This window comes from Paenibacillus sp. JJ1683, from assembly GCF_053006485.1.
In genome coordinates this window covers 174000-199741 of sequence record NZ_CM129820.1, presented here as the reverse complement: position 1 = coordinate 199741, position 25742 = coordinate 174000, and the positions used below count along the sequence as shown (strand labels likewise).

Here is a 25742-nt window from a genome sequence, read left to right as displayed (position 1 = left end):
CTACCTCATTCCAAAAAACGGTTCCGTACTCGTACCCCAATAGATACATATGCAAAAATACGCAAAATAGCCGAGCGCATTTCCCCTGTATGAAAGGCGCGTTCGGCTAGCAACTAGATATAACATTAAGACCCAATAAATAAGTATTATAGCGCTAACGGAACCCGTGAACGTTCACGGTGCTGAAATACAGCGAGCTCGCGATAGCCAACTTCATATAAAAGCGCTCGCGCCTTCTCCAAGTGCTCAGCCAGCTTTGCCGGATCATGGGCATCCGAGCCGATGGTCAACGGGATACCTAGCGTGAAAGCTTCCTCTAGCATGCGTCGGCTCGGAAACATTTCGGCACAGGGTTTGGAAAGCCCCGATGCATTCAGTTCCATGGCCCGACCGCTGCGGGCCACCGCTGAGAGTGCGGAGCGCTCCAATTCACGTAGCTCATCCTCTTCCTCCGGCTTCGGATGATGGCCGAAACGTTTAATGACATCCAAATGACCCATGATGTCATATAAACCCGTAGCGGCCGCCTTGGAAACCGCATCATAATATGTGCGGTATACCTCCAGCACATTTTTGCCTTCCCAATGGTGTACCTGACGGAAGTCGGTGACATCCCACTCACCGAGAAAGTGGACGGAGCCAATCACATAATCCCATGGGTATGCATGGATGATATCTTCAATTTCGCGTTCCCAGCCCTCGATATAGTCGCCTTCCAAACCAACACGAATATCAATTTGCCCTTTGTAGCGTTCCTTCAAATCCAAGCATTCTTCCACGTATCGAGGCAGCTCATCCATAGGCATCGCCATTTCTGGATAATAGTTGGCCGGTTCTACATGCAGCAGCGGCATATGATCGGACAAACCGAGCTGATCCAGCCCCAGTCGAATTCCCTGCTGTACGTACTCCTCCAGACTTCCTATCGCATGCCCGCAGCGGGAATGATGCGTATGATAGTCAATTTTCATGTAGCCCTCCCCTTTTCAAACCCTACAATACCCGTCCTAATCACGACGAGGGCGTTCATGACGGCGATTCAGCTCAGCCAGCACGTCATCGAGTGGTAGCTTGCGCTCCTGCAACAGCACCAGCAGGTGATAAATCAGGTCGCTGACCTCCAGGCGCAACTCCTCATTATCTTTGTTTTTGGCTGCAATAATCGTCTCGGAGGCTTCTTCGCCAACCTTCTTCAGGATTTTGTCTACGCCTTTATCAAAAAGATAGGTCGTATAGGCTCCTTCAGGACGTGTCTCCTCGCGCTCCTTAATAATTGCCTCCAACTGGGCAAGCACCTCAAAGCGGCCTTCTGAAGCACTGGAAATAGCATTGGTACGGGTTGCCTGCACTTGAGCTCCTGCATTTCCTGCCCCAGCTACTACAGCTGTCCCTGGCACGGAAATATCACGAGAAAAGCAACTCGTTGCGCCTGTATGACAGGCCGGACCGCTCGGAATGACACGCACCAATAGAGCATCGCCGTCACAATCCAGCTGAATGGAAGAGATCTTCTGCGTATTCCCTGAAGTTGCCCCCTTATGCCACAGCTCCTGTCTGGAACGTGACCAGAACCAGGTCTCTCCTGACTCCAAAGACAGTTTCAGCGACTCACGGTTCATGTAGGCCAGCGTCAATACCTGAAGCGTAGCATCATCCTGCACAATCGCCGAGACAAGCCCGGCCTCATTCCAGCGGACATTATCCAGTATCTGCTCCAGAGATAGCTGTTGGTTCAATTCGTTGCTCATCGTATCTCCACTCCTCTGCGCTTCAAATCTCGTTTCAACTCAGGAATCCCGATTTCTTTATAGTGAAAAATCGTTGCTGCTAATCCAGCATCTGCTTTACCTGACGTAAACACGTCATAGAAATGTTCCTGTTTGCCGGCTCCGCCGGAAGCAATCACTGGAATCCCTACGGTATCCGAAACAGCGGAAGTCAGTGGCAGGTCAAAGCCATCCTTGGTTCCATCTGCGTTCATGCTGGTCAGCAGAATCTCACCGGCTCCCAGTTGCTCTGCTTCCTTAGCCCAGGCCAAGGCTCGAATACCCGATGGCGTGCGGCCTCCGTGCGTGTATACCTCCCATTCGCCCCACGCCTCATTGTACTTGGCATCAATGGCAACAACGATACATTGTGAACCAAAGCTGCGCGCACCTTCCGCAATCAGCTGCGGGTTACGAACAGCCGCCGTATTTACGCCAATTTTATCAGCACCGGCACGCAAAATGCGTTTCATATCATCGACATGAGATATCCCGCCACCTACAGTGAAAGGAATGGCAATTTCCCCGGCTGTCTGGCGAACTACTTCTTCCATCGTGGCGCGACCTTCAACCGAAGCGGATATATCCAGAAACACGATTTCGTCCGCCCCTTCCCGGTCATAAAGCGCAGCCAGCTCCACCGGATCACCTGCATCGCGTAAGTTCACAAAATTAACGCCCTTAACCACCCTGCCATCCTTTACATCCAGACAGGGAATAATACGTTTAGCCAGCATGCCTACTCCCCCTATGCCTTTGCTACAGCTTGTACGGCAACCTGTAAATCAATGCTCCCTGTATACAATGCTTTACCCACAATAGCTCCGCCTACGCCTTCCTTCGCATAGGTGCTCAGTGTGATTAGATCATCCATCTTGCTGACACCGCCGGATGCAATCACGGTTCGCCCACTGCTTTTGGCAAGCGCTGCGATCGCCTCCACATTCGGGCCTTGCATCATTCCGTCGCGGGAAATGTCTGTGAAAATAAATGTTTCAGCTCCCTTGGAGGCCAGCTCAGCAGCCAATTCATCTGCTCGGACCTCCGAGGTTTTGAGCCACCCACGTGTAGCCACATAGCCATTCCGCGCATCCAAACCGATGGCGATACGATCACCGTAGGTACCCAATACCGCTTCCGTAAAAGCACGATCCTCAATAGCTGCCGTGCCCAAAATCACCCGGCTCACGCCCAGCGACAACAGCCGTTCCACATGCTCGCGCGTACGTAAGCCGCCGCCCACTTGTACAGGTACTTGCACCGCAGAAGCAATCCGTCCAATGAGCGCATCATTCACCGGTTGACCTGCTTTGGCACCGTCCAAATCAACCAAATGAATGTAGGAGCCGCCCAAGCGCTCCCATTCTCGTGCTACTTCCACCGGATTTTCGTTGTATATTGTCTCCTGGTTATAATCACCTTGTACCAGTCGTACACATTTGCCATCGCGAATATCAATCGCCGGGTATATCGTGAACAAAGTTAAGACCCCCTTGTGAGCTATTCAACATCTATATGCCTTTACATCAATCAGCGACCAAAGTTGGCGTACCACAAAATGCAGACTCACGAATCGTTACGCTCGCTTTTTCGCTTCTGCTAGTTCCAAAAACTGACGAAGCAGGCGCATCCCCATTTCTCCGCTTTTCTCTGGATGGAACTGCATGCCATACACATGGCCTCTGCCCACGATAGCCGTTACGGGCCCACCGTAGTCGGTCACCGCCAGCAGATCACTTTCGACCTCCGGCTTCGCATGATAGGAATGCACAAAATACACATGCCCTTCCTCCAAGCCCTGCAACAGCGGGTGCTCCGGCTGAGTCATACGCAGACGATTCCAGCCCATATGCGGCACTTTAACGCCCAGATCAGGAGCAAACCGAACGACCTCGCCTGGTAAAATATTAAGTCCTTCATGACTGCCGTATTCTTCACCACGAGTGAACAATAGCTGCATTCCCAAACAAACACCGAGCAGCGGTTGTCCAGCACTTGCAACCTCCTGAATAACCCGATCCAATCCGCTGGAACGCAGATGCTCCATCGCATCCCCGAAGGCCCCTACACCCGGCAAAATCACACCGCTGGAGGCACGAATCACTTGAGCATCTCCTGTCACTACAGCCTCAAAGCCAAGGCGCTCAACCGCCTTGCTCACACTATGCAGATTCCCTCTGCCGTAATCCACAATGGCAATGGACATGGACTACAGCACTCCCTTCGTTGAAGGCACTCCTGTCACCCGCGGATCAATGGAGGTCGCCTCATCCAAAGCACGCCCCAGCGCTTTGAACACCGCCTCAATCATATGGTGGGTATTTTGCCCGTAGTGAACAATGACGTGCAACGTCATGCGAGCCTCCAACGCAAATTTCCATAGAAATTCATGCACCAGCTCTGTCGAGAAGCTGCCTACCTGCTGAGACGGGTACTCTGCACGATACTCAAAATGAGGTCGATTACTCAGATCAATAACAACCTGCGCGAGCGCCTCATCCATCGGTACAAAGACGCTGGCATAGCGCCTTATGCCTTTTTTATCACCCAATGCTTCCAGCAAGGTTTGCCCCAGACAGATCCCAATGTCCTCGACGGTATGGTGGTCGTCGATATCCACATCCCCTCTGGCCTGTACATTAAGATCAAATTGTCCGTGCTTGGTGAACAAATCTAGCATGTGATTTAAAAAAGGAACATCCGTTTCAATCTCTGCCTGCCCTGTCCCGTCTACTGCAAATGACAGCTGAATGTCTGTTTCATTCGTTTTCCGGCTGACACTGCCTGTACGCCCTGCTTCGTTATTTTCGTTCCCCATCGCCATCCACCGCCTTCTTCTCATTGTCCAATCGAACTTGTATCGCCCGTGCGTGGCCTTCCAGCCCTTCATGCCGGGCAAGCTGCATAATGGTCTCTCCATTGCGCAGCAGTGCTTCCTTGCTGTAATAGATCATACTCGACTTCTTGATAAAATCATCAATGTCCACTGGCGAGGAAAAACGCGCCGTTCCATTAGTCGGGATGATGTGGTTAGGTCCGGCAAAATAATCGCCTACCGGCTCCGAGCTGTACGCTCCCAGAAAAATAGCTCCTGCATTTTCGATCATCCCCATATGTTCCATCGGCTGCTCTGTCATGATCTCCAAATGCTCGGGCGCAAGCCGATTGACAATACGAATGCCCTCTTCCAAATTGTCAACGACAATGATGGCTCCGTATGCCTCTACCGATGCAGCAGCAATATCTCTGCGCGGCAACTCCGCCAATTGGCGCCCTACCTCGGCTGATACTTCTTCGGCCAAGCGTTGCGAGGGCGTAACCAGTATGGCTGAGGCCATTTCGTCATGTTCTGCCTGTGAAAGTAGGTCAGCCGCTACATAAGAGGGATTGGCCGTGTCATCAGCCAATACGACAATTTCACTCGGTCCTGCAATACTGTCGATATCCACTGCACCGTATACTTCTCGCTTAGCCAGCGCTACATAAATGTTGCCGGGACCGCAAATTTTATCGACCGGTTCAATACTATGTGTCCCGTATGCAAGAGAGGCAATGGCCTGCGCTCCGCCAACCCTGAATATTTCCGTTACACCAGCCTCTGCCGCAGCTACCAGTGTATAGGGGTCGATCCCTGCCTTGCCGCCTGTCGCCGGGGGTGTCACCATGACGATCTCCGGTACTCCAGCCACCTGAGCGGGAATGACATTCATCAACACCGAGGATGGATAGGCGGCTTTACCGCCTGGAACATACACGCCTACACGTTTCAACGGCCGGATGATTTGACCGAGTAAGCTACCGTCTGGCTGTAAATCCATCCATGAGTTACGCTTTTGCTTGAGGTGAAAAGCGCGAATATGATCCGCCGCTTCTCGAATTGCCTGTATAAATGAAGGCTCTACCTTGTCATAAGCCGACTTCAATTCTTCATCTGTCACACGAAGCTGCTCCGCTGTCAGCGATACACCATCAAACGCTTTCGTATACCGCAGGACAGCCTCATCCCCCTCTTGGCGTACCGATTGAATAATCGTACGCACGGCCTCGTTTTGCTCCGGTGTTCCGTAATCCACCTCTCGTTGGAGGCTGAAATCACGGGCTGCTACGATCTTCATTTGCTCATTCCCCCTACCTGCTGCTTGCTTGCAGAATGTTCCTGAACCGTTGCTCCGTTCCTTTAATCCTTCGGTACTACTTCAGTTGGGATCACCTGATGCAATCGATCACACAACGCCTGAATCGGACCATTTTTCATCCGGTAACTGACCCGGTTGGCAATCAAACGACTGGTAATATCCAGTATGCTAATCTGCTCAACCAATCCGTTCTCCCGCAAGGTCTGTCCTGTCTCCACCATATCTACAATGCGATCTGCCAGACCAATTAACGGCGCCAGCTCGATGGAGCCGTTCAGCTTAATGACCTCCACCTGCTGACCTTGCTCCCGAAAATACTGGGAAGCCACATTTGGATATTTGGTAGCGACCCGCTGACGAATACCTGGTTGCCAATCAGGTAAAGCAATTACCGACATCCGGCAACGGGCAATCCCCAGATCCAGCAGCTCATATACATCCTTGTTTTCTTCCAGCAAAACATCCTTACCGACAATGCCGATGTCAGCTGCACCATACTCCACATACGTAGGAACATCGACGGGCTTCGCCATAATAAATTCCATTCCCAGCTCAGGCAATGGGATGACCAACTTGCGGGTTTCGTCCACATCCAGTGGAATTGGAACCCCTGCCTGGCGGAACAACTTGGAAGCCTGCTTGTAAATCCGTCCCTTCGGCATGGCTACCTTCAATGTTTCCGTCATGACAATTCCCCCCTTTGTACGGGCCGTCTTCCTTCAGCTGTATAGCTGTATACCTCTGCGTACAGATCCTGCTGCTCACGACGTCGATCCTCCGGTCCCCCCGTGAGTCCTGTCACCACAGTAAAACCCTCTGCACGTAGCTGTGCTGCGGCGGATAGCGCCTCTTGTCGTTCCTGCTCGTCATAACGGATAAATATCGGACGCTTCGTCTCAATTGAAATTCCATCCACACCATCGACGATTCGGTTCGTCTTCAATGCGAATCCCGTTGCCGGTACCGATCGCCCAAACTGCTGAAGCAGATTGTCATAACGACCTCCGTTGCATACCGGAAACCCAATTTCCGCTGCATAGCCCTCAAAAGTCATTCCTGTATAATATGAAAAATCACCGATCATGGTAAGGTCAATTAACACATGCTCAGATACGCCGTATGCCTCCAGCACTTCCCACACCTCGCACAAATGTGCAATGGATTGAATCGTCTGCTGCTCCACACTAAGGCGGGTAGCCTGCTCGCAAATTTCCTTCCCACCACGAAGCCGAAGAATGGCCTCCAGCTTATCCCGATGCGCGGGGGCCAAACCTAAAGCTTCAATCGCCGCTCGGTAGCCCACTACATCACGACTGAGCAACAGTTCTTTTAGTGCTTGCTGTTCAGCCTGGCGACCTGGAATGATCTCTTCAAATAACCCGTTCAGGAATCCCACATGTCCCATGGCAATTTTAAAAGAGTTAACACCCGCTGCCTGCAATGATGCAATGGCCAATGCTACAACCTCTGCATCAGCCTCAGGTGAATCATCCCCTACCAGCTCCACGCCTGTTTGAAAAAACTCCGCCTCTCTTCCTGCCTCTTCCTCAATCGCTCGAAATACATTGGCGTGATAGGACAGGCGAAGCGGTACTTCTTCTTCCTTTAGCAACGAAGACACCACCCGTGCAATCGGAGCAGTCATATCAGAACGAAGTACCAACGTAGTCCCCCGGTTGTTGAGCAATTTAAACAGCTTCCGATCAGAAGTAGAACTAGCCACTCCCACTGTATCGTAGTATTCCATCGTAGGCGTCATAATCTGACGGTAACCCCAACGCTCCATACATGCGAGTACATTCAGTTCAATGGCCCGCAGCTTCGACACTGCACGTGGAAGATAATCTCGAACCCCTACAGGAATCTCAAATCCTTTTGGCTTAGACATCTCTATCACCTCATGATTTCACAATATCTTTATCATGGTAAAGTGCTAACAAACTAAAGTATATTCGATATATTATCATGCCCTACTTATGAACGTCAACCAAACGTAGAAGCCCATTTTTACAGCCCGGACAAGTCGCTGTCCCTCTCTATATTTTATCCAATGCAAAATACATGAATCCTAAAAAAAGACTGTCAGCCTTAAGCCAACAGTCTAAGTCAAAGTATTTAGTAGTTTGCCTGTTCATCTTTACTCTGGGATGGAAACTTCGGAACTGTCCCCAAACCGATCCATGAAAATGGTACATATCGAAAAAACAACGTCACAATCAGCCATGTTCCAAACAGCGCCAACACCCATCCGCCAGCAACAGAGAAGACATATTCTATGGGTGTACCATGCAAATCCAGTTTGCGATACACTCGTAATAACGCCGGATGAAGTAAATAAATACCGAAAGAACATGCTCCCAGCCAACTGATGAACATTCGCAGTCTATCACTAGTATGACGATATAAAAAAACCGATAACTGAAACAGCACCAATGCAGATACGAGAGCATATGCATTATGTAGCAGTTCATAGACCAGTGAGTCTGCATAAATGGCTTTGCGGTAGGCTACAAACCATACTTGTACATAAACGACCCCCAGTAATAACCAAGCCGCCCACAGGGCCCACCAGCTGATCAATCGACCGCGACCTATTACCGTGCCTGGGACTGGAAAAAGCCACTTTTTAAACCCTTCATATCCAATCGCTACAGCGGCACCCAAGGCAAAGTAACTGATATACGTAATCGCAAGGCTTCCTCTCTCCTCTTGCCAAACGTATTTGTTCAGTAGTACAAACCCCCATTGAATGACTAACCCTACTGTCAAAATGACAAAAGCTGCTCTCCGCGGACTCGATAACCAATGACGTAAACGCTGCACTCCCCACAACAACAGCGGAAAGACCAAATAAAATTGGATGATGATAATGACATAATACAAATGCGTATACGCTTTTCCCGTTAGCAGCACGAGCGGAAGATCACTAAGCGGCATCAACCCACGTGTCACCAAGGTCAAATAGTACATAAGAGAAAATAAAACGTAGGGTAACACAATAAACATCAGTCTTTTTCGAAAAAACAAAAGCATACTCTTTCCACGAAGTGGCCGATCGACATAATTGTAAAATAGAACAAAACCGCTCACAAAAATAAATACAGGCACTGCGAAGCTGCTAAACATATTTAAAAATAAAAAAGGATAAAACAATAGAGAATGACGCGCATCAATCAAAGCCATTGAAGTTGCATGGATGGTAATGACGGCCGCAATTAATATTCCCCGGTAAATATCAAGCTCTGGTATACGTTCTTTTTTGACCAAATCAACACGCTCCCATATCGCTTTGCAAAAATATCTATTATCAATTTTTAAACATAACCAACATGTATTACCCACTTATTATACAGAAAAACTGCACAAGAAAGACCCCTTAATATACAAGGGGCCTTTCTTAATGTACTATTGACTACTCATCCACACCAGAGCGTCTTAAATCACGCAATGGATTACCGCCTACAAAAGCACCTGCCGGTACATCTTTATGCACAACCGCTCCGGCCGCTACCACAGCCCCGTCACCGATGGTAACACCCGGCAAAATGGTTGTGTTTGCCCCGATCAGCACACGATCCCCGATCACCACTTTACCGATGCGATACTCCTGTATAAGGTATTCATGAGCCAGTATGGTCGTGTTATATCCAATGACCGAATTGTTCCCGATTGTGATATGCTCTGGAAAAAAAACATCCACCATCACCATCAGACCGAAGGCTGCATGTTGCCCAACCTTCATCCCCAGCATTCTGCGGTAGATAACATTTTTCAGAGAAAGCACAGGACAATACCGGGCAATCTGTATAAAAATGAAGTTCTTAACGCCTTTCCAAGGGCTCACCGTCCGATAAATTTGCCACAATGCATTGGGACCTTCTACAGGATAGCGGTTCACCTTTCTCACGATACATTGACACCTTGAAGTTCCAGCTTCAGCAAATCCCTCATATCATATAGCATGTAGTCTGGTCCATATCCGCGCAGAGTTTCCTCACCCTTGAGCGACCAGGCCACTCCCGCAGATTTCACACCTGCCGCCTGAGCTGACAAAATATCAAAGGAACTGTCTCCAACCATCAACGTATGTTCCGCTTTAGCATTCAAACCTGCCAAAGCCTTGAGCACTGGCTCCGCGTGAGGCTTCGGATGTTCCACATCGTCTACCGTCACAATGTAATCCATAGAGGAAGTCAGATTAAACAGGTTAAGTACACGTATCGTGGATGGTCGTATTTTAGTTGTCACAACCCCCAGCTTAATTCCTCGTGCACGTAGCTCCTGAATAACCTCAATAACATATGGAAATGGCTTAACCATTTGATCATGATGAATTTGATTATAAGCACGGTAGTCTTTAACCAGCTCAGATACATCCGTTAATCCCGTAAAAGTACGGAGTTGATCGTCCAGCGTTCCCCCCATATGAGGAATAATGTGCTCCCGCGTTAGCGGATCCGCATCTGGATGGTTCAAAATGTGTAGAAATGTGCTGATTATCAACTCATTCGTATCCATAATGGTACCGTCTAAATCAAACAAAATCGTATTTATCATAGATGCTCCTTCTTGTTCTCATCCGTGTCTTCCTTAGATAGCTTATCCGCTGTGGCTGTTGGAGAAACCGCATCCTGCCCAGGACGGGATACTTGTTCTGGCGTCATATCAGGTACCTGATCAATCCCCGTCTTGCTGGAGACAATCGGGTCGCTATATCTCGCAACGGCCGAGCCCTTCCGACGACGAACCAAGATAAAAATCACGGCAGCCACAATGATGAAAATAGCAAGCAACTGTGAGATCCGTACATTACCGTAATTCGGGTCCAAGTACCCCGGTTCAAACCCTAGCCATACCATAGGGGACCACAGAGCATTCACAAAGGAAGCCAGCCAGTCCGGTCCCTGAAAGGCCAAGCTGTCCGTCCGCACCCGCTCGATGAAAAAGCGACCAATAGAGTACCAAATGAAGTAAAATGCAAACATTTCACCCGCACGTACAAATTTCATCCGGCGAATCACAAGCAGCAAAATCACGCCCACGATACTCCACAGCGATTCGTACAGGAACGTAGGATGGTGAAACACCCCATTAACATTCATCTGATTCACAATGAAATCCGGTAGATGCAGCTGACTGCGCAAAAAAGTCTCCTCCGTTGGTCCACCGTAAGCCTCTTGATTGACAAAATTACCCCAGCGTCCAATCGCTTGACCGATTAATAGACCCGGCGCACAAATATCAGCAACACGCCAGAAGTTATACCCTTTATAACGGAAATAAATAACCGCACATATAATGGCACCAATCAAGGCACCATATATCGCGATACCGCCATTCCAAATTTTAAAGATATCCCATAGATTATCCCGGTAGTCTTCCCATTTGAAGGCTACATAATAAATACGCGCTCCAATAATGGCCGATGGAACACCCAGAAGCAGCATATCCATAAAGAATTCCTGCGGAATACCGAATCTTTTTCCCTCACGGATGGCGAGATATAAACCCACAAGCGCCGCCAGCCCCAAAATAAGCCCATACCAATGGACCTTGATTGCCCCGATTGAAAAAGCAATCGGATTCAGCAGTAATGTTGCCGTTGACATATGTTTCTCTCACTCCTTGTCCTTCCTTGCAACCGAACGAACCTTAATCCATCTCTTCCATATCTTCAGAAATCGTAGCAGTCAGCTTGTTTGTAAATTGCAGGGCTGCATTAACTCCCATTTGTTTCAAACGATAGTTCATCGCCGCTACCTCGATAATAACAGCCAGATTTCGGCCTGGACGAACTGGAATCGTAACGAGTGGAACATCTGTATCAATAATGCGTGTAGTTTCTTCATCGAGACCGAGACGGTCATACTGCTTGTCCTGTTGCCATGCCTCCAGGCGGACAACCAGTGTAATTCGCTTATTATTACGAACTGCACCAGCACCAAACAGTGTCATCACATTAATAATGCCTACACCTCGAATTTCAAGCAGGTGACGAATGAGTTCAGGTGCTGTTCCATGCAACTGAAAATCGGACGTTTGCCGGATTTCTACCGCATCATCTGCTACCAAGCGATGCCCACGTTTGACAAGTTCCAGTGCTGTTTCACTCTTACCAATTCCACTACTGCCTGTAATAAGCATTCCCACGCCATACACGTCACATAATACGCCATGAATAGTTGCCGTAGGTGCCAGCTTTCTTTCCAGAAAACCTGTGATACGGCTCGATAAAATCGTCGTCGCCATATTAGTCCGCAGTACAGGAATATCTCGCTCTGTACTTGCCTCCACTAGCTCGGCCGGTACCTCCAGGCCACGTGTGATGATAATACATGGAGTCAGCTCTGTACACAAACGCTCCATTCGATCCCGTCGCTCCTCAGGAGGCAGCATACCCAGAAAGGCCAGCTCAGACCTTCCCAAAAGCTGTACCCGCTCCTGTGTATGATATTCAAAATACCCGGCCATCTCCAGGCCTGGGCGATTCAAATCGTCCACGGTGATCAGTCTGCGCAGACCCTTTTCACCGGAAATAACCTCCATTTGGAATTGCTGTACAAGCTCGGATACCTTTACCTGTTTAGCCATTGTATTCTCTCCTCATCTGCAAAAACCGGATTCTATACGCCATTTGATTTATGTAGCATTATTCTATTAACCATACAACCCCACGCAGTCTATCCTGAATGAGTCCACACTTCACTTGATTTAACAATGGGATTCCAGGCTATCCCTATCCCGACAGTTGGAGGCCCCAATCTGGAACTCCTGCCAACGAACCTTGTCTAAATCTAGACCTGCACCATTGTACACCCATCGTATCGGAATTTTCCATTGAATGCAATGCCGAAGCTAGTAGCGGATATGATATACAAAAGAGTCGCAGTTCTCCGCTTGGGAAAACTGCGACTCTCTTCCAGAGGCTGATCTTATTCGCCAACCAAAATGCTCAATTCCGATTCCTTATCAAAAATATGAACTTTGTTCATATCAACAGCCAACTTCGCTTTGACACCATCACGAGTATTGGAACGTCCGTCTACACGGGCAATAATCGTATCGTTTCCAGCACCGCTCAGGTACAACAGCATTTCATGACCGAGATTTTCCGTTACATCCACAGTGGATGTAAAGATCGTGTTCGGAGAAGCCTCCAAGAATACAGGCTCTTCATGAATATCCTCAGGACGAATGCCCAAGATCACTTCTTTGCCAATGTAGCCTTTCGCTTTCAAAATCTGTCCCTTACCTTCAGGTACAAACAGATCCAGACCTGGTGCTGTGAAATGCAATGCACCTTCTTTTTCAACTAGCTTACCCGAGATAAAGTTCATTGTAGGAGAGCCGATAAAACCAGCAACGAACAGATTCACTGGACGGTTGTACAGTTCATCCGGGGATGCAGCTTGTTGAATGATACCATCCTTCATAACTACAATCCGATCACCCATCGTCATGGCTTCAACCTGGTCATGTGTTACATAGATAACGGTCGTTTCCAGACGCTTAGCCAACTTCGTGATTTCCGCACGCATTTGACCACGCAACTTGGCATCCAAGTTGGACAGTGGCTCATCCATCAAGAAGACTTGTGGGTCACGCACAATCGCACGTCCCAAGGCAACACGCTGACGCTGACCGCCTGATAACGCTTTCGGCTTGCGATCCAGCAGATGCTCAATATCAAGGATTTTAGCTGCTTCACGTACGCGTTTATCAATTTCTTCCTTTTTAACCTTGCGGAGCTTCAGACCAAAAGCCATGTTTTGGTATACATTCATATGCGGATACAAGGCATAGGATTGGAATACCATCGCGATATCGCGGTCTTTTGGAGCCACATCGTTCACAACACGATCACCAATGTACAATTTACCGTCCGAAATTTCCTCCAGACCAGCAATCATACGAAGTGTAGTAGACTTCCCACAACCAGAAGGACCAACCAATACGAGAAATTCTTTATCTTGAATGTCCAAATTGACATCAACAACCGTAGCTTTTTCTGCACCCGGATATTTCTTAAAAATATGCTCTAAACGTACGCCAGCCATAGCTTTTGCCTCCCCAAGGTCAAGTTTTGAAATCGAATACATTTTCTACTTGTATCTTACCCTAGTACCTAAACCCTGGCTATTCGCAAACTGCACAAAAATGCTATTTCCTTTTTGTCACTTTGTACAATAGCAGATATAGTTTGACCAAAACTGCATCATTAAACGTCCGCACGTCCAATCCGGTCTCCTGTTTAATCTTGTCCAAACGGTAAATCAATGTATTACGGTGAACATACAGACGCTTGGCTGTCTCACTCACATTACAATCCAGTTGAAAAAAGATATCCAATGTAGCCATCGTTTCTGAGTCTTCCAGTATGACAGATGACTTCATTACCTGCTCCAAAAATAGTACACGCTGCTCCTTGGGAATGCGATTTAACAGTCTCTCCAAATGAAGCTCCCATGAAAGGTGGATGTGCTCTGTTACATGAAAAAGCTTGCCAAGATGGATCGTCTCCCATAATAAATTCAGCTCGTGGGGGAAACTTTGCAAAGGGACCGAAGGCTTGGAAATCGCCAAATGGAATACACCGACCCATTCATTCGCGATAAGCTCATATAACCCCAAGCTAAAAGCCGTAAGTACCTCCTCCAGCGGTTCCGCAAAATCTGCCTCTCTAGTCTCAGGATCTTTATCCCGTTCATCGTCGGCTCCTAATAACAGCTCCTTTTTTGCGAGAATCAGCCAAGATTGTTCGTCTAATGGAGTAAGCAGCACTTCCCCTCCAAAATAGCTCGCTAACAATCGATGAAGCTGCGTATAGGTGATAGCCCCATCCTGTGTTCCCTCGCCATTCAGTAAAAAAGGCACCATACACGCTGATAACGAATCACGAAGCTCCAATTCAGTGGGAACTTCTTCCTCACTGTTTAGGTCGGCAGCCTGCTGTATGAGCCATTGTCCAAAACGATTCATCCGCTCTTCCTCGCTATAGGCTGGGTTGATCGACAAGCGTGAACCATTCTGCCAGACTTGTTCCATGTTCCCCAGTAACGCTTCTATCAACTTCCGTTCTCGATCCGTCAAATATCTGTCCTCTACCGCAAAAGCAGCCAGTTCACCTACCGATGCACGAAACGGAAAATATAATTTATTCTCACTAACAAACGATCTATCCGGTATAACTGAATCGGCTGTTTCACCTTCAGCCATCATTTCTGGGCACCAAGGCACTATGGTAAAAGGCGCTTGAATTATATTCTGAAGCTGTTGCTGAATCCATTCTGTATCCAAAGTCACGCGATCACCACTTCACTTTTTTTAGAATATAGATTAAACACTAAGCGAACATAATGAACTCATTATAACCCGTCGATACCTTAAAATAAAAAGCTATATAAAAACATAACTTATAACAATACAAAAAAAGCCATCAACTTATAGTTGATGACTTCTGATGAGCCATGAAGGACTCGAACCTTCGACACCCTGATTAAAAGTCAGGTGCTCTACCAACTGAGCTAATGGCTCGTAAAACTGGTGGAGGATGATGGATTCGAACCACCGAACCCGTAAGGGAGCAGATTTACAGTCTGATGCGTTTGGCCACTTCGCTAATCCTCCATATAAAGGTGGCTCGGGACGGAATCGAACCGCCGACACGAGGATTTTCAGTCCTCTGCTCTACCGACTGAGCTACCGAGCCATATCCATTGGCAAAAAAATAAAGTGCGGAGGGATACCCCTTCCCACTTTAGTACGGCGAAAATACTAAGCTGAAAAATGGCGGAACTGACGGGATTCGAACCCGCGATCTCCTGCGTGACAGGCAGGCATGTTAGGCCTCTACACCACAGTTCCCTATATTTTTCAAAAAAAATGGTGCCGGCGAGAGGACTTGAACCCCCAACCTACTGATTACAAGTCAGTTGCTCTACCAGTTGAGCTACACCGGCACAATGGTGGAGGCTGAGGGGATCGAACCCCCGACCCTCTGCTTGTAAGGCAGATGCTCTCCCAGCTGAGCTAAGCCTCCTGGGTATGTATGGTAGCGGCGGAGGGGATCGAACCCCCGACCTCACGGGTATGAACCGTACGCTCTAGCCAGCTGAGCTACACCGCCATAACATAATTTACTAGCTTGTCCTAAATGGCGGAGAGAGAGGGATTCGAACCCTCGCACCACTTACGCAGTCTAACCCCTTAGCAGAGGGTCCCCTTATAGCCACTTGGGTATCTCTCCATATAAACGGACTCGCTTAGTGAAATTCTACAAGATATTCAGATTATCAATAAAATGATATTGAATATCAAGCGTAATTCCAAGGTTACACCTTGAAAACTGGATCCGAAACTTCATTGCGTCTTATCTTAGGATAAGCCCTCGACCGATTAGTATTGGTCAGCTCCATGCATTACTGCACTTCCACCCCCAACCTATCTACCTCGTCGTCTTCAAGGGGTCTTACTAATTGGGAAATCTCATCTTGAGGGGGGCTTCACGCTTAGATGCTTTCAGCGCTTATCCCTTCCGTACATAGCTACCCAGCGGTGCTCCTGGCGGAACAACTGGTACACCAGCGGTACGTCCATCCCGGTCCTCTCGTACTAAGGACAGCTCCTCTCAAATTTCCTACGCCCACGACAGATAGGGACCGAACTGTCTCACGACGTTCTGAACCCAGCTCGCGTACCGCTTTAATGGGCGAACAGCCCAACCCTTGGGACCTACTTCAGCCCCAGGATGCGATGAGCCGACATCGAGGTGCCAAACCTCCCCGTCGATGTGGACTCTTGGGGGAGATAAGCCTGTTATCCCCAGGGTAGCTTTTATCCGTTGAGCGATGGCCCTTCCATGCGGTACCACCGGATCACTAAGCCCGACTTTCGTCCCTGCTCGACTTGTAGGTCTCGCAGTCAAGCTCCCTTCTGCCTTTGCACTCTTCGAATGATTTCCAACCATTCTGAGGGAACCTTGGGGCGCCTCCGTTACTCTTTAGGAGGCGACCGCCCCAGTCAAACTGCCCACCTGACACTGTCCTCGCACCGGATCACGGTACCAAGTTAGAACCTAGATACGATCAGGGTGGTATCCCAAGGATGCCTCCCCTCAAGCTGGCGCTCAAGGTTCAACGGCTCCCACCTATCCTGTACAGATCGTACCCAAATTCAATATCAAGCTGCAGTAAAGCTCCATGGGGTCTTTCCGTCTTGTCGCGGGTAACCTGCATCTTCACAGGTATTAAAATTTCACCGGATCTCTCGTTGAGACAGCGCCCAAGTCGTTACGCCATTCGTGCGGGTCAGAATTTACCTGACAAGGAATTTCGCTACCTTAGGACCGTTATAGTTACGGCCGCCGTTTACTGGGGCTTCGGTTCATAGCTTCGCCCGAAGGCTTACCACTCCCCTTAACCTTCCAGCACCGGGCAGGCGTCAGCCCGTATACTTCGCCTTGCGGCTTCGCACAGACCTGTGTTTTTGCTAAACAGTCGCTTGGGCCTTTTCACTGCGGCCCCCTCGGGCTATTCACCCTACCGAGGCACCCCTTCTCCCGAAGTTACGGGGTCATTTTGCCGAGTTCCTTAACGAGAGTTCTTCCGCGCGCCTTAGAATTCTCTTCTCGCCTACCTGTGTCGGTTTGCGGTACGGGCACCTTCTCCTGGCTAGAGGCTTTTCTTGGCAGTCTGAGATCATGACCTTCGCTACTATAATTTTCGCTCCCCATCACAGCCCAGCCTTCACGATGTGCGGATTTGCCTACACACCAGCCTCACTGCTTAGACGGACATCCATCAGTCCGCGTTACTACCCTACTGCGTCACCCCATCGCTCATAGCGGATTACGGTGGTACAGGAATTTCCACCTGTTGTCCTTCGACTACGCCTATCGGCCTCGCCTTAGGTCCCGACTTACCCTGAGCGGACGAACCTTCCTCAGGAACCCTTAGGCTTTCGGCGGATCTGATTCTCACAGATCTTTTCGTTACTCATACCGGCATTCTCACTTGAATGCAGTCCAGCGCTCCTTCCGGTACACCTTCAACCCGCATTCAACGCTCCCCTACCCCTGATGCAAAGCATCAAGCCATAGCTTCGGTGGTGTGTTTAGCCCCGTTACATTTTCGGCGCAGAGTCACTCGACCAGTGAGCTATTACGCACTCTTTCAATGGTGGCTGCTTCTAAGCCAACATCCTGGTTGTCTGTGCAACTCCACATCCTTTCCCACTTAACACACACTTGGGGACCTTAGCTGATGGTCTGGGCTGTTTCCCTTTCGACAATGGATCTTAGCACTCACTGTCTGACTCCCGGAACTAAATCTATGGCATTCGGAGTTTGACTGAGCTTGGTAACCCTTGCGGGCCCCGCACCCAATCAGTGCTCTACCTCCACGATTCTTCTTTCCGAGGCTAGCCCTAAAGCTATTTCGGGGAGAACCAGCTATCTCCGGGTTCGATTGGAATTTCTCCGCTACCCCCACCTCATCCCCGCATTTTTCAACATGCGTGGGTTCGGGCCTCCAGTGCGTGTTACCGCACCTTCACCCTGGACAGGGGTAGATCACCCGGTTTCGGGTCTACGTCCACGTACTCATTCGCCCTATTCAGACTCGCTTTCGCTGCGGCTTCAGCTCTTCACCTTAACCTTGCACGGGAACGTAACTCGCCGGTTCATTCTACAAAAGGCACGCCATCACCCATAGATCGGGCTCTGACTTCTTGTAAGCACACGGTTTCAGGATCTATTTCACTCCCCTTCCGGGGTGCTTTTCACCTTTCCCTCACGGTACTGCTTCACTATCGGTCGCCAGGGAGTATTTAGCCTTGGCAGATGGTCCTGCCGGATTCATACGGGGTTTCACGTGCCCCGCACTACTCGGGATCCGTCTCGGAGGGAACGGGTTTTGAACTACAGGGCTTTTACCTTCTCTGGCGGGCCTTTCCAGACCTCTTCATCTAACCGGTTCCTTTGTAACTCCATGTGAGACGTCCCACAACCCCAAGGAGCAAGCTCCTTGGTTTGGGCTAATCCGCGTTCGCTCGCCGCTACTGACGGAATCACTATTGTTTTCTCTTCCTCAGGGTACTTAGATGTTTCAGTTCCCCTGGTCTGCCTCTCACTCACCTATGAATTCAGTGAGTAGTGACTGTCGATGAAGACAGCCGGGTTTCCCCATTCGGACATCCCCGGATCAAAGCTTGCTTACAGCTCCCCGAGGCCTTATCGTTGTTCGCCACGTCCTTCGTCGGCTCCTGGCGCCTAGGCATCCTCCGTGTGCTCTTTGTAGCTTAACCTAGACTTTTCTTTCATAAAAAGAAAATGTCGATATCTGCTACCTCTATTTCACTTGTTTACACAAGATCAGCTTAAAGGAATATTCTAAAACGCAATTTCGTTTCGGTATCCAGTTTTCAAGGTGCAATGATAAATCTTTTGGTGGAGCCAAGCGGGATCGAACCGCTGACCTCCTGCTTGCAAGGCAGGCGCTCTCCCAGCTGAGCTATGGCCCCAAAAGGAAATATAAAGTTATATGGTGGGCCCTAGTGGACTCGAACCACCGACCTCACCCTTATCAGGGGTGCGCTCTAACCAACTGAGCTAAGGGCCCATAATAAACCACCAAAAAAAATTATTCTTTAGTGGTTGCGCTTGGCGGCGTCCTACTCTCCCAGGACCCTGCGGTCCAAGTACCATCGGCGCTGGAGGGCTTAACGGTCGTGTTCGGGATGGGTACGTGTGGAACCCCTCCGCTATCGCCACCAAACGCTTGAGAGTTTGAACTCTCAAAACTGAGCAACGAGTGAGTAACAGGCCTAAACCTGAGTTTTGAAGCTTACGCTTCATATTTGAATGTTTCCATTGCAGGAAACGATTCTCCATAGAAAGGAGGTGATCCAGCCGCACCTTCCGATACGGCTACCTTGTTACGACTTCACCCCAATCATCTACCCCACCTTCGGCGGCTGGCTCCTTGCGGTTACCCCACCGACTTCGGGTGTTGTAAACTCTCGTGGTGTGACGGGCGGTGTGTACAAGACCCGGGAACGTATTCACCGCGGCATGCTGATCCGCGATTACTAGCAATTCCGACTTCATGTAGGCGAGTTGCAGCCTACAATCCGAACTGAGACCGGCTTTTCTAGGATTGGCTCCACCTCGCGGTTTCGCTCCCCGTTGTACCGGCCATTGTAGTACGTGTGTAGCCCAGGTCATAAGGGGCATGATGATTTGACGTCATCCCCACCTTCCTCCGGTTTGTCACCGGCAGTCTGCTTAGAGTGCCCAGCTTGACCTGCTGGCAACTAAGCATAAGGGTTGCGCTCGTTGCGGGACTTAACCCAACATCTCACGACACGAGCTGACGACAACCATGCACCACCTGTCTCCTCTGTCCCGAAGGAAAGATCTATCTCTAGACCGGTCAGAGGGATGTCAAGACCTGGTAAGGTTCTTCGCGTTGCTTCGAATTAAACCACATACTCCACTGCTTGTGCGGGTCCCCGTCAATTCCTTTGAGTTTCAGTCTTGCGACCGTACTCCCCAGGCGGAATGCTTAATGTGTTAACTTCGGCACCAAGGGTATCGAAACCCCTAACACCTAGCATTCATCGTTTACGGCGTGGACTACCAGGGTATCTAATCCTGTTTGCTCCCCACGCTTTCGCGCCTCAGCGTCAGTTACAGCCCAGAGAGTCGCCTTCGCCACTGGTGTTCCTCCACATCTCTACGCATTTCACCGCTACACGTGGAATTCCACTCTCCTCTTCTGCACTCAAGCTCCCCAGTTTCCAGTGCGACCCGAAGTTGAGCCTCGGGATTAAACACCAGACTTAAAGAGCCGCCTGCGCGCGCTTTACGCCCAATAATTCCGGACAACGCTTGCCCCCTACGTATTACCGCGGCTGCTGGCACGTAGTTAGCCGGGGCTTTCTTCTCAGGTACCGTCACCTCAAGAGCAGTTACTCTCTCAAGCGTTCTTCCCTGGCAACAGAGCTTTACGATCCGAAAACCTTCATCACTCACGCGGCGTTGCTCCGTCAGGCTTTCGCCCATTGCGGAAGATTCCCTACTGCTGCCTCCCGTAGGAGTCTGGGCCGTGTCTCAGTCCCAGTGTGGCCGATCACCCTCTCAGGTCGGCTACGCATCGTCGCCTTGGTAGGCCTTTACCCCACCAACTAGCTAATGCGCCGCAGGCCCATCCACAAGTGACAGATTGCTCCGCCTTTCCTCCTTCTCCCATGCAGGAAAAGGATGTATCGGGTATTAGCTACCGTTTCCGGTAGTTATCCCTGTCTTGTGGGCAGGTTGCCTACGTGTTACTCACCCGTCCGCCGCTAGGTTAGTTAGAAGCAAGCTTCTAACTAACCCCGCTCGACTTGCATGTATTAGGCACGCCGCCAGCGTTCGTCCTGAGCCAGGATCAAACTCTCCATTAAAGACCAGCCGAAGCTGGTTATAGAAAGAGCGATTAGCTCATTTTGAAACTGACGAGATAAAATATCTCTTTGTTTGATTTTGCGAACAAAATCAGTTTACTCACTCGTTGTTCAGTTTTCAAAGATCAAACCTTCATAATATTTCACTTTGTTTCACCACCGCATCTCAGCGGCGACTTAATTAATATAACATACGATCGGGATTTAAGTCAACACTTTTTTAAAATTATTTTCAATTTCATTTAAGCATTGCTCACACAAAAAAATTCCCGGGCTTTAAAGGCCGAGAATTAATGTATCACATTTCAGAATTCGTCGTCAACTATAATTTATAAAATAAAACAATACCGCATTAGACTAACCAAACCCCATCTTTTTTTGCACACTCCCCTTCCCTAACAACTGCTACAATAATGTTTTTCAGACAGCCTGTCCGAACAATATTATTTTCAATCCCAGTAAAAGCGCAATTCCTGGCAAGCCTAATATCGTTACTGCTCCCATCGTCACTGGGTTAATCGGAATGTACACCTGTGTAATCCACCCTGAATAATTGATAACATACAGTGCAATAGCTGCCAGAGCCATATGCGCTCCGAATACTACAAACCAACCGATCCTCAGACGTTTTTTGAGGATTAGGTACATCAGTAATCCGGCACAGGCAATCAAGACAAGCCAGACTACCCCTCTCATTCCGCTCTCCGTTTGTGAACCCGGTCAGCATCATTGGCATACCCCGGTTCATCTGCTGGCAGATGAAAACGATGTAGCCCTTGCTGCTTTGCGCTTTTTAAATGTATTTGATATTTACGCTCCGCAGCTTCCAGAACAAAAATGGCGTAGTCGATTTCATCCTTACCCGTAGCTTCATGAAATAAACGATGTGCTCTTAACCATTCCGCATGCGAAGCTCGAATCTGAGCAAACAATTCCTGGCGATACTCCGCTTCTGTCTTCCCATTCTCCTGACGACGGAAATTTTGCTTCATCCGTTCCCACATTCATTCATCCTCCTCACAAGCTGAATTATGTGTACAGTCTGCAAGACCACCTTATTCATACTTATTGAACAAAGGACAAACTTAGAACCAGAAACGACTATAAAGCCATCTATTCATGCAAATAAAAAAGGAGCCGTAACGGCTCCCTAAGCAAATCAAGGATGTCCCAAGGACATTTCAGTCTCAGAACTTATAACGTATAACTACACCTACTAATTGAGCTCTCTGCGGCCTTCTAGTGCTTTGGACAGGGTGACCTCGTCAGCATACTCCAAATCCCCGCCCACAGGCAAACCGTGAGCAATACGAGTAACCTTGATTTCAAAAGGACGCACTAGCCGTGAAATGTACATAGCCGTGGCCTCTCCTTCAATGTTCGGATTCGTAGCCAGAATCAACTCCTTGACGCGTTCATCACTGAGCCTGGTCAGCAACTCCTTGAGTTTGATATCCTCAGGACCAATCCCCTCCATCGGAGAGATTGCCCCGTGAAGCACATGGTACAAACCATCAAACTCCTTGGTACGCTCCATAGCCACCAGATCCTTGGCATCCTGAACAACACAAATGACGGAAGCATCCCTCGTTTTATCCTGACAGATCCGACAAGGGTCCGTGTCCGTAATATTGCCGCAGACTGAACAAAAGCGAAGATTGCGTTTTACATTGACCAGCGCTTTGGCGAAATCAATCACATCATCTTCTTTCATTTTCAGTACGTGAAAAGCCAACCGGGCAGCTGTTTTTGGGCCTACTCCCGGCAGGCGCGTAAAAGCATCAATCAGCTTTGCAATCGGCTCGGGATAATGCAATAGCGTGTTTCTCCTTTATGAGTAGACTAGAACAAGCCCGGAATTTTCATACCACCTGTAAATTTACCCATATCATCATTAGCCAGTTCATCCGCTTTGGACAAAGCATCATTGACTGCAGTGAGTACGAGGTCTTGCAGCATTTCTACATCATCAGGATCTACAGCTTCCGGTTTGATTGTGATGGACAACACTTTTTTATGTCCACTTACCTCTACAGTTACCACACCGCCACCAGAAGAACCTTCGATTACTTTCCCACCAAGCTCCTCTTGGGCTTTCAGCATTTGTTCCTGCATCTTTTTCACTTGCTTCATCATTTGGTTCATATTGTTCATTTCAATCATCTCCTTTAATGAAGTATACATCTACATTTCATTATTCTTTAATGACTACCAGGTCTTCCCCGAACAGCTGAATCGCTTCATCAATCCAGGGCTCCTTGGACTTTCCCGGCGCATCATGCTCCGGCTCCAGTTGCAATTCTTCGGCAGGCTGGTCAGAAACTCCTTCAATCGCAGCATTCCAATCCTTTTGCATCATCGTTACCAAACGATAAGGATGACCCAACTGCTCATGCAAAACCTTCTCGATGACCTGCTTATTGGCAGGCTTTTCGGTAGTTTCACGATGAATGTTGTTTTTAAACGCGACCAGCACACTGTCCTCTAACACAGAAACCGGCTCACCATCCATAAACCAAGCATGAACCGTAACTTTCGCCTCTTTTACCCCTTGCAAAATCTGGCTCCACTTGCGCCCCACCGCTGCGAACGCTTCGCTTGACTTCTCAGCGATATAGCGATCCAACTGAGAAGGAAGTTTAGCTGGCGCTGAAAGACGTGGAGCAGGGGCACGACCACCAGAAGCCTGACGACCGCCTGAAGATGCCTCCTGACCCACTCCAGCGGCCAAGCCACCTTGCATTGCACGTTCCAGCTTCTTTTCCAGCTCAGCAAGCTGGCGCTTTAACACGGCCACTTCTTCTTGACCAGCAGCAGCACCAGAGCGCTGTACAGTCGGTTGAGCAGCAGTTCCCGCTTCCCCCGGAATGCTGCATAACTTCAATAGAGCTACCTCAAATAAAGTTTGGGGCTGAACGGCATATTTCATCTCACCTTGATAACGATTAAGGGTGTCGATCATTGCAAAGAGCTGCTCCTTGGTAAAAGCATCTGCCACTTCCTTAAACTGCTCCGGATTCAGCACTCGCTCTGTCATTTTGGTCGCCTGCGGCACCATCTTGATCATTAGCAGATCTCGGAAATAGTACAGAAGATTCTCCATACACTTATCCGCACTTTTACCTTCCTGCATAAAGTTCTCGATCAATTGGAGCACTGTGCCCACATCTTCTTTCAGTAATGCCAAGGCCAATTTACCGAATTGCTCGGATGCGATCCCGCCCGTCATATCCAGCACCTGCTGATACGTAACCCTGCCATCAGTAAACGAGGATATCTGGTCCAAAACGCTAACCGCATCTCGCATCCCGCCATCTGAAAGACGTGCAATATATTGCAGTGCATCCAAATCAGCCTGGATGTTCTCCTGTTGACATATCAGGTCAAGCCGCTCTGTCTGCTCCTCCAGCGATACTCGCCGAAAGTCAAAACGCTGGCAACGTGAAATAATTGTCGCGGGAATCCGATGCGGCTCTGTCGTAGCCAATATAAACATTACGTGTGGCGGCGGCTCTTCCAGCGTCTTGAGCAGCGCATTGAACGCTTCCGTCGTCAGCATGTGCACTTCATCAATGATATAAACCTTGTGCCGCACTTCTGTGGGCGCATATTTGACTTTATCGCGCAAATCACGAATCTCTTCAACACCCCGGTTAGAGGCTGCGTCAATCTCCTGCACATCCATGACCGCTCCGGCCGTGATCCGTTTACAGGCTTCGCATTCGTTGCAAGGTTCCGGCGCAGGTCCATGCTCACAGTTGATTGCCTTGGCCAAAATTTTGGCGGCACTGGTCTTACCCGTTCCTCGCGGACCACTGAACAGGTAGGCATGGGACGTGCGATTTTCGCGGATGGCATTCTGCAATGTCTGGATAATATGCTGTTGTCCTACCATGTCCTTGAAAGCCTGCGGCCGCCAAGCACGGTACAACGCTATATGTTCCAATGCGCGTTCCCTCTTTCCCATTCACTTTCATGACCATTTATGGTCACTTCATTATACTATACTCCCGTCCGAATCTAAACCAGACACATTTCAAATTATAAGCACAAAAAAACACCTTCGCATAATCGCCAAGATGTTTCAATCCCTAAGTATATACCGTGCACCTGTTATTGATCGTTGTGATCCGAGCGGCAACCCTGAGCAACAACTCGGGCTAGGCAACCCTCCGGCACAAGAGTGGACTTGCTTATGGCTGCTTCCTTCCGGACCTGACCAGGTTCACAAGTACTCATTGCGGAGGACCCAACCGTCAACATTGTGCGCAGGGACCAGCCTCACATCAACAACACCTCTAACAGGAATTCAACCTCGCTATAGCGGATTGCGAGTTACAGGGCACCGCTACCTCCCCATCTAGCACGGTGAAAATAAGTATATCTCATGGTTGCA

General features: G+C 49.1%; 21 protein-coding genes, 10 tRNA genes, 3 rRNA genes and 1 other RNA gene. All 35 read right to left on the bottom strand.

The window, feature by feature from the left end; translation table 11 throughout:
• Positions 1-146: 146 nt before the first annotated feature.
• Positions 147-971: a histidinol-phosphatase HisJ gene (hisJ, locus tag ACUC6J_RS00870; protein ID WP_016820121.1), complete on the bottom strand. Its 825-nt coding sequence runs from the start codon at positions 969-971 to the stop codon at positions 147-149.
• A gap of 36 nt (positions 972-1007) precedes the next feature.
• On the bottom strand, positions 1008-1748 hold the full coding sequence (hisIE, locus tag ACUC6J_RS00865; RefSeq protein WP_016820120.1) for a bifunctional phosphoribosyl-AMP cyclohydrolase/phosphoribosyl-ATP diphosphatase HisIE: 741 nt from the start codon (positions 1746-1748) through the stop codon (positions 1008-1010).
• Positions 1745-2503, bottom strand: coding sequence for an imidazole glycerol phosphate synthase subunit HisF (gene hisF / locus ACUC6J_RS00860; RefSeq protein ID WP_016820119.1), 759 nt, complete (start codon positions 2501-2503; stop codon positions 1745-1747). Before hisF ends, hisIE begins: the two co-directional genes overlap by 4 nt.
• Positions 2504-2514: 11 nt before the next feature.
• Positions 2515-3246, bottom strand: a complete 732-nt coding sequence (gene hisA / locus ACUC6J_RS00855; protein ID WP_107734400.1) for a 1-(5-phosphoribosyl)-5-[(5-phosphoribosylamino)methylideneamino]imidazole-4-carboxamide isomerase — start codon at positions 3244-3246, stop codon at positions 2515-2517.
• Between the two features lie 96 nt (positions 3247-3342).
• Complete coding sequence (gene hisH / locus ACUC6J_RS00850; protein ID WP_016820117.1) at positions 3343-3972, bottom strand: imidazole glycerol phosphate synthase subunit HisH; 630 nt, start codon at positions 3970-3972, stop codon at positions 3343-3345.
• A gap of 3 nt (positions 3973-3975) precedes the next feature.
• Positions 3976-4584, bottom strand: a complete 609-nt coding sequence (gene hisB / locus ACUC6J_RS00845; RefSeq protein ID WP_026065472.1) for an imidazoleglycerol-phosphate dehydratase HisB — start codon at positions 4582-4584, stop codon at positions 3976-3978.
• Complete coding sequence (gene hisD, locus ACUC6J_RS00840) at positions 4568-5881, bottom strand: histidinol dehydrogenase (RefSeq protein WP_045244935.1); 1314 nt, start codon at positions 5879-5881, stop codon at positions 4568-4570. The genes hisB and hisD overlap by 17 nt, the downstream gene beginning before the upstream one ends.
• A 62-nt stretch (positions 5882-5943) precedes the next feature.
• Positions 5944-6588 (bottom strand): ATP phosphoribosyltransferase, encoded by a 645-nt coding sequence (hisG, locus tag ACUC6J_RS00835; protein ID WP_016820114.1) that lies wholly within the window; start codon positions 6586-6588, stop codon positions 5944-5946.
• Positions 6585-7790, bottom strand: coding sequence for an ATP phosphoribosyltransferase regulatory subunit (locus tag ACUC6J_RS00830; protein WP_016820113.1), 1206 nt, complete (start codon positions 7788-7790; stop codon positions 6585-6587). The genes hisG and ACUC6J_RS00830 overlap by 4 nt, the downstream gene beginning before the upstream one ends.
• 227 nt (positions 7791-8017) lie before the next feature.
• On the bottom strand, positions 8018-9169 hold the full coding sequence (locus tag ACUC6J_RS00825) for an acyltransferase (RefSeq protein ID WP_126666607.1): 1152 nt from the start codon (positions 9167-9169) through the stop codon (positions 8018-8020).
• 145 nt (positions 9170-9314) lie between these two features.
• A complete protein-coding gene (locus tag ACUC6J_RS00820; protein WP_019685786.1) occupies positions 9315-9809 on the bottom strand; it encodes an acyltransferase in 495 nt (164 codons plus the stop codon).
• Positions 9806-10459, bottom strand: coding sequence for a pyrophosphatase PpaX (gene ppaX / locus ACUC6J_RS00815; protein WP_151256051.1), 654 nt, complete (start codon positions 10457-10459; stop codon positions 9806-9808). The genes ACUC6J_RS00820 and ppaX overlap by 4 nt, the downstream gene beginning before the upstream one ends.
• Positions 10456-11511: a prolipoprotein diacylglyceryl transferase gene (lgt, locus tag ACUC6J_RS00810; RefSeq protein ID WP_151256050.1), complete on the bottom strand. Its 1056-nt coding sequence runs from the start codon at positions 11509-11511 to the stop codon at positions 10456-10458. Before lgt ends, ppaX begins: the two co-directional genes overlap by 4 nt.
• A 43-nt stretch (positions 11512-11554) precedes the next feature.
• On the bottom strand, positions 11555-12493 hold the full coding sequence (gene hprK, locus ACUC6J_RS00805) for an HPr(Ser) kinase/phosphatase (protein WP_016820103.1): 939 nt from the start codon (positions 12491-12493) through the stop codon (positions 11555-11557).
• Between the two features lie 341 nt (positions 12494-12834).
• Positions 12835-13959, bottom strand: coding sequence for an ABC transporter ATP-binding protein (locus tag ACUC6J_RS00800; protein WP_019685783.1), 1125 nt, complete (start codon positions 13957-13959; stop codon positions 12835-12837).
• 103 nt (positions 13960-14062) lie between these two features.
• Positions 14063-15205, bottom strand: coding sequence for a PucR family transcriptional regulator (locus ACUC6J_RS00795; protein WP_153794397.1), 1143 nt, complete (start codon positions 15203-15205; stop codon positions 14063-14065).
• A gap of 158 nt (positions 15206-15363) precedes the next feature.
• A tRNA-Lys gene (locus tag ACUC6J_RS00790) sits at positions 15364-15436 on the bottom strand.
• Positions 15437-15443: 7 nt separating this feature from the next.
• Positions 15444-15529 (bottom strand) — tRNA-Tyr (locus ACUC6J_RS00785).
• Positions 15530-15538: 9 nt separating this feature from the next.
• Positions 15539-15611 (bottom strand) — tRNA-Phe (locus ACUC6J_RS00780).
• 78 nt (positions 15612-15689) lie between these two features.
• Positions 15690-15766 (bottom strand) — tRNA-Asp (locus ACUC6J_RS00775).
• A 19-nt stretch (positions 15767-15785) separates the two neighbouring features.
• Positions 15786-15861, bottom strand: a tRNA-Thr gene (locus tag ACUC6J_RS00770).
• Positions 15862-15865: 4 nt separating this feature from the next.
• Positions 15866-15941: transfer RNA gene (locus ACUC6J_RS00765), tRNA-Val, on the bottom strand.
• Positions 15942-15951: 10 nt separating this feature from the next.
• Positions 15952-16028: transfer RNA gene (locus ACUC6J_RS00760), tRNA-Met, on the bottom strand.
• A 28-nt stretch (positions 16029-16056) separates the two neighbouring features.
• Positions 16057-16148, bottom strand: a tRNA-Ser gene (locus ACUC6J_RS00755).
• Positions 16149-16277: 129 nt separating this feature from the next.
• Positions 16278-19204 (bottom strand): 23S ribosomal RNA (locus tag ACUC6J_RS00750).
• Positions 19205-19344: 140 nt separating this feature from the next.
• A tRNA-Ala gene (locus tag ACUC6J_RS00745) sits at positions 19345-19420 on the bottom strand.
• Between the two features lie 21 nt (positions 19421-19441).
• Positions 19442-19518 (bottom strand) — tRNA-Ile (locus tag ACUC6J_RS00740).
• A gap of 39 nt (positions 19519-19557) precedes the next feature.
• Positions 19558-19674: ribosomal RNA gene (rrf, locus tag ACUC6J_RS00735) — 5S ribosomal RNA — on the bottom strand.
• A gap of 118 nt (positions 19675-19792) precedes the next feature.
• A 16S ribosomal RNA gene (locus tag ACUC6J_RS00730) occupies positions 19793-21346 on the bottom strand.
• The 16S, 23S and 5S rRNA genes sit together here with 10 tRNA genes alongside, the layout of an rRNA operon.
• Before the next feature lie 420 nt (positions 21347-21766).
• Positions 21767-22042, bottom strand: a complete 276-nt coding sequence (locus ACUC6J_RS00725) for a pro-sigmaK processing inhibitor BofA family protein (protein ID WP_025363687.1) — start codon at positions 22040-22042, stop codon at positions 21767-21769.
• On the bottom strand, positions 22039-22350 hold the full coding sequence (locus ACUC6J_RS00720) for a DUF2508 family protein (protein ID WP_016818581.1): 312 nt from the start codon (positions 22348-22350) through the stop codon (positions 22039-22041). Before ACUC6J_RS00720 ends, ACUC6J_RS00725 begins: the two co-directional genes overlap by 4 nt.
• A gap of 212 nt (positions 22351-22562) precedes the next feature.
• Positions 22563-23162: a recombination mediator RecR gene (gene recR / locus ACUC6J_RS00715; RefSeq protein ID WP_447249602.1), complete on the bottom strand. Its 600-nt coding sequence runs from the start codon at positions 23160-23162 to the stop codon at positions 22563-22565.
• Positions 23163-23188: 26 nt separating this feature from the next.
• A complete protein-coding gene (locus tag ACUC6J_RS00710) occupies positions 23189-23500 on the bottom strand; it encodes a YbaB/EbfC family nucleoid-associated protein (RefSeq protein WP_013368784.1) in 312 nt (103 codons plus the stop codon).
• 40 nt (positions 23501-23540) lie between these two features.
• Positions 23541-25292 carry a DNA polymerase III subunit gamma/tau gene (gene dnaX, locus ACUC6J_RS00705; protein WP_447249601.1) on the bottom strand — a complete coding sequence of 584 codons (1752 nt, stop codon included), beginning with the start codon at positions 25290-25292 and terminating at the stop codon, positions 23541-23543.
• Between the two features lie 156 nt (positions 25293-25448).
• An RNA gene (ffs, locus tag ACUC6J_RS00700) (signal recognition particle sRNA large type) lies at positions 25449-25715 on the bottom strand.
• Positions 25716-25742: the final 27 nt, after the last annotated feature.

What these genes read in the sequence shown, in the direction of transcription:
- hisJ (WP_016820121.1), bottom strand. Translation starts at nt 971, where the DNA reads ATGAAAATTGACTATCATACGCATCATTCCCGCTGCGGGCATGCGATA.
- hisIE (WP_016820120.1), bottom strand. Translation starts at nt 1,748, where the DNA reads ATGAGCAACGAATTGAACCAACAGCTATCTCTGGAGCAGATACTGGAT.
- hisF (WP_016820119.1), bottom strand. Translation starts at nt 2,503, where the DNA reads ATGCTGGCTAAACGTATTATTCCCTGTCTGGATGTAAAGGATGGCAGG.
- hisH (WP_016820117.1), bottom strand. Translation starts at nt 3,972, where the DNA reads ATGTCCATTGCCATTGTGGATTACGGCAGAGGGAATCTGCATAGTGTG.
- hisB (WP_026065472.1), bottom strand. Translation starts at nt 4,584, where the DNA reads ATGGGGAACGAAAATAACGAAGCAGGGCGTACAGGCAGTGTCAGCCGG.
- hisD (WP_045244935.1), bottom strand. Translation starts at nt 5,881, where the DNA reads ATGAAGATCGTAGCAGCCCGTGATTTCAGCCTCCAACGAGAGGTGGAT.
- hisG (WP_016820114.1), bottom strand. Translation starts at nt 6,588, where the DNA reads ATGACGGAAACATTGAAGGTAGCCATGCCGAAGGGACGGATTTACAAG.
- ACUC6J_RS00830 (WP_016820113.1), bottom strand. Translation starts at nt 7,790, where the DNA reads ATGTCTAAGCCAAAAGGATTTGAGATTCCTGTAGGGGTTCGAGATTAT.
- ppaX (WP_151256051.1), bottom strand. Translation starts at nt 10,459, where the DNA reads ATGATAAATACGATTTTGTTTGATTTAGACGGTACCATTATGGATACG.
- lgt (WP_151256050.1), bottom strand. Translation starts at nt 11,511, where the DNA reads ATGTCAACGGCAACATTACTGCTGAATCCGATTGCTTTTTCAATCGGG.
- hprK (WP_016820103.1), bottom strand. Translation starts at nt 12,493, where the DNA reads ATGGCTAAACAGGTAAAGGTATCCGAGCTTGTACAGCAATTCCAAATG.
- ACUC6J_RS00800 (WP_019685783.1), bottom strand. Translation starts at nt 13,959, where the DNA reads ATGGCTGGCGTACGTTTAGAGCATATTTTTAAGAAATATCCGGGTGCA.
- ACUC6J_RS00725 (WP_025363687.1), bottom strand. Translation starts at nt 22,042, where the DNA reads ATGAGAGGGGTAGTCTGGCTTGTCTTGATTGCCTGTGCCGGATTACTG.
- ACUC6J_RS00720 (WP_016818581.1), bottom strand. Translation starts at nt 22,350, where the DNA reads ATGTGGGAACGGATGAAGCAAAATTTCCGTCGTCAGGAGAATGGGAAG.
- ACUC6J_RS00710 (WP_013368784.1), bottom strand. Translation starts at nt 23,500, where the DNA reads ATGAACAATATGAACCAAATGATGAAGCAAGTGAAAAAGATGCAGGAA.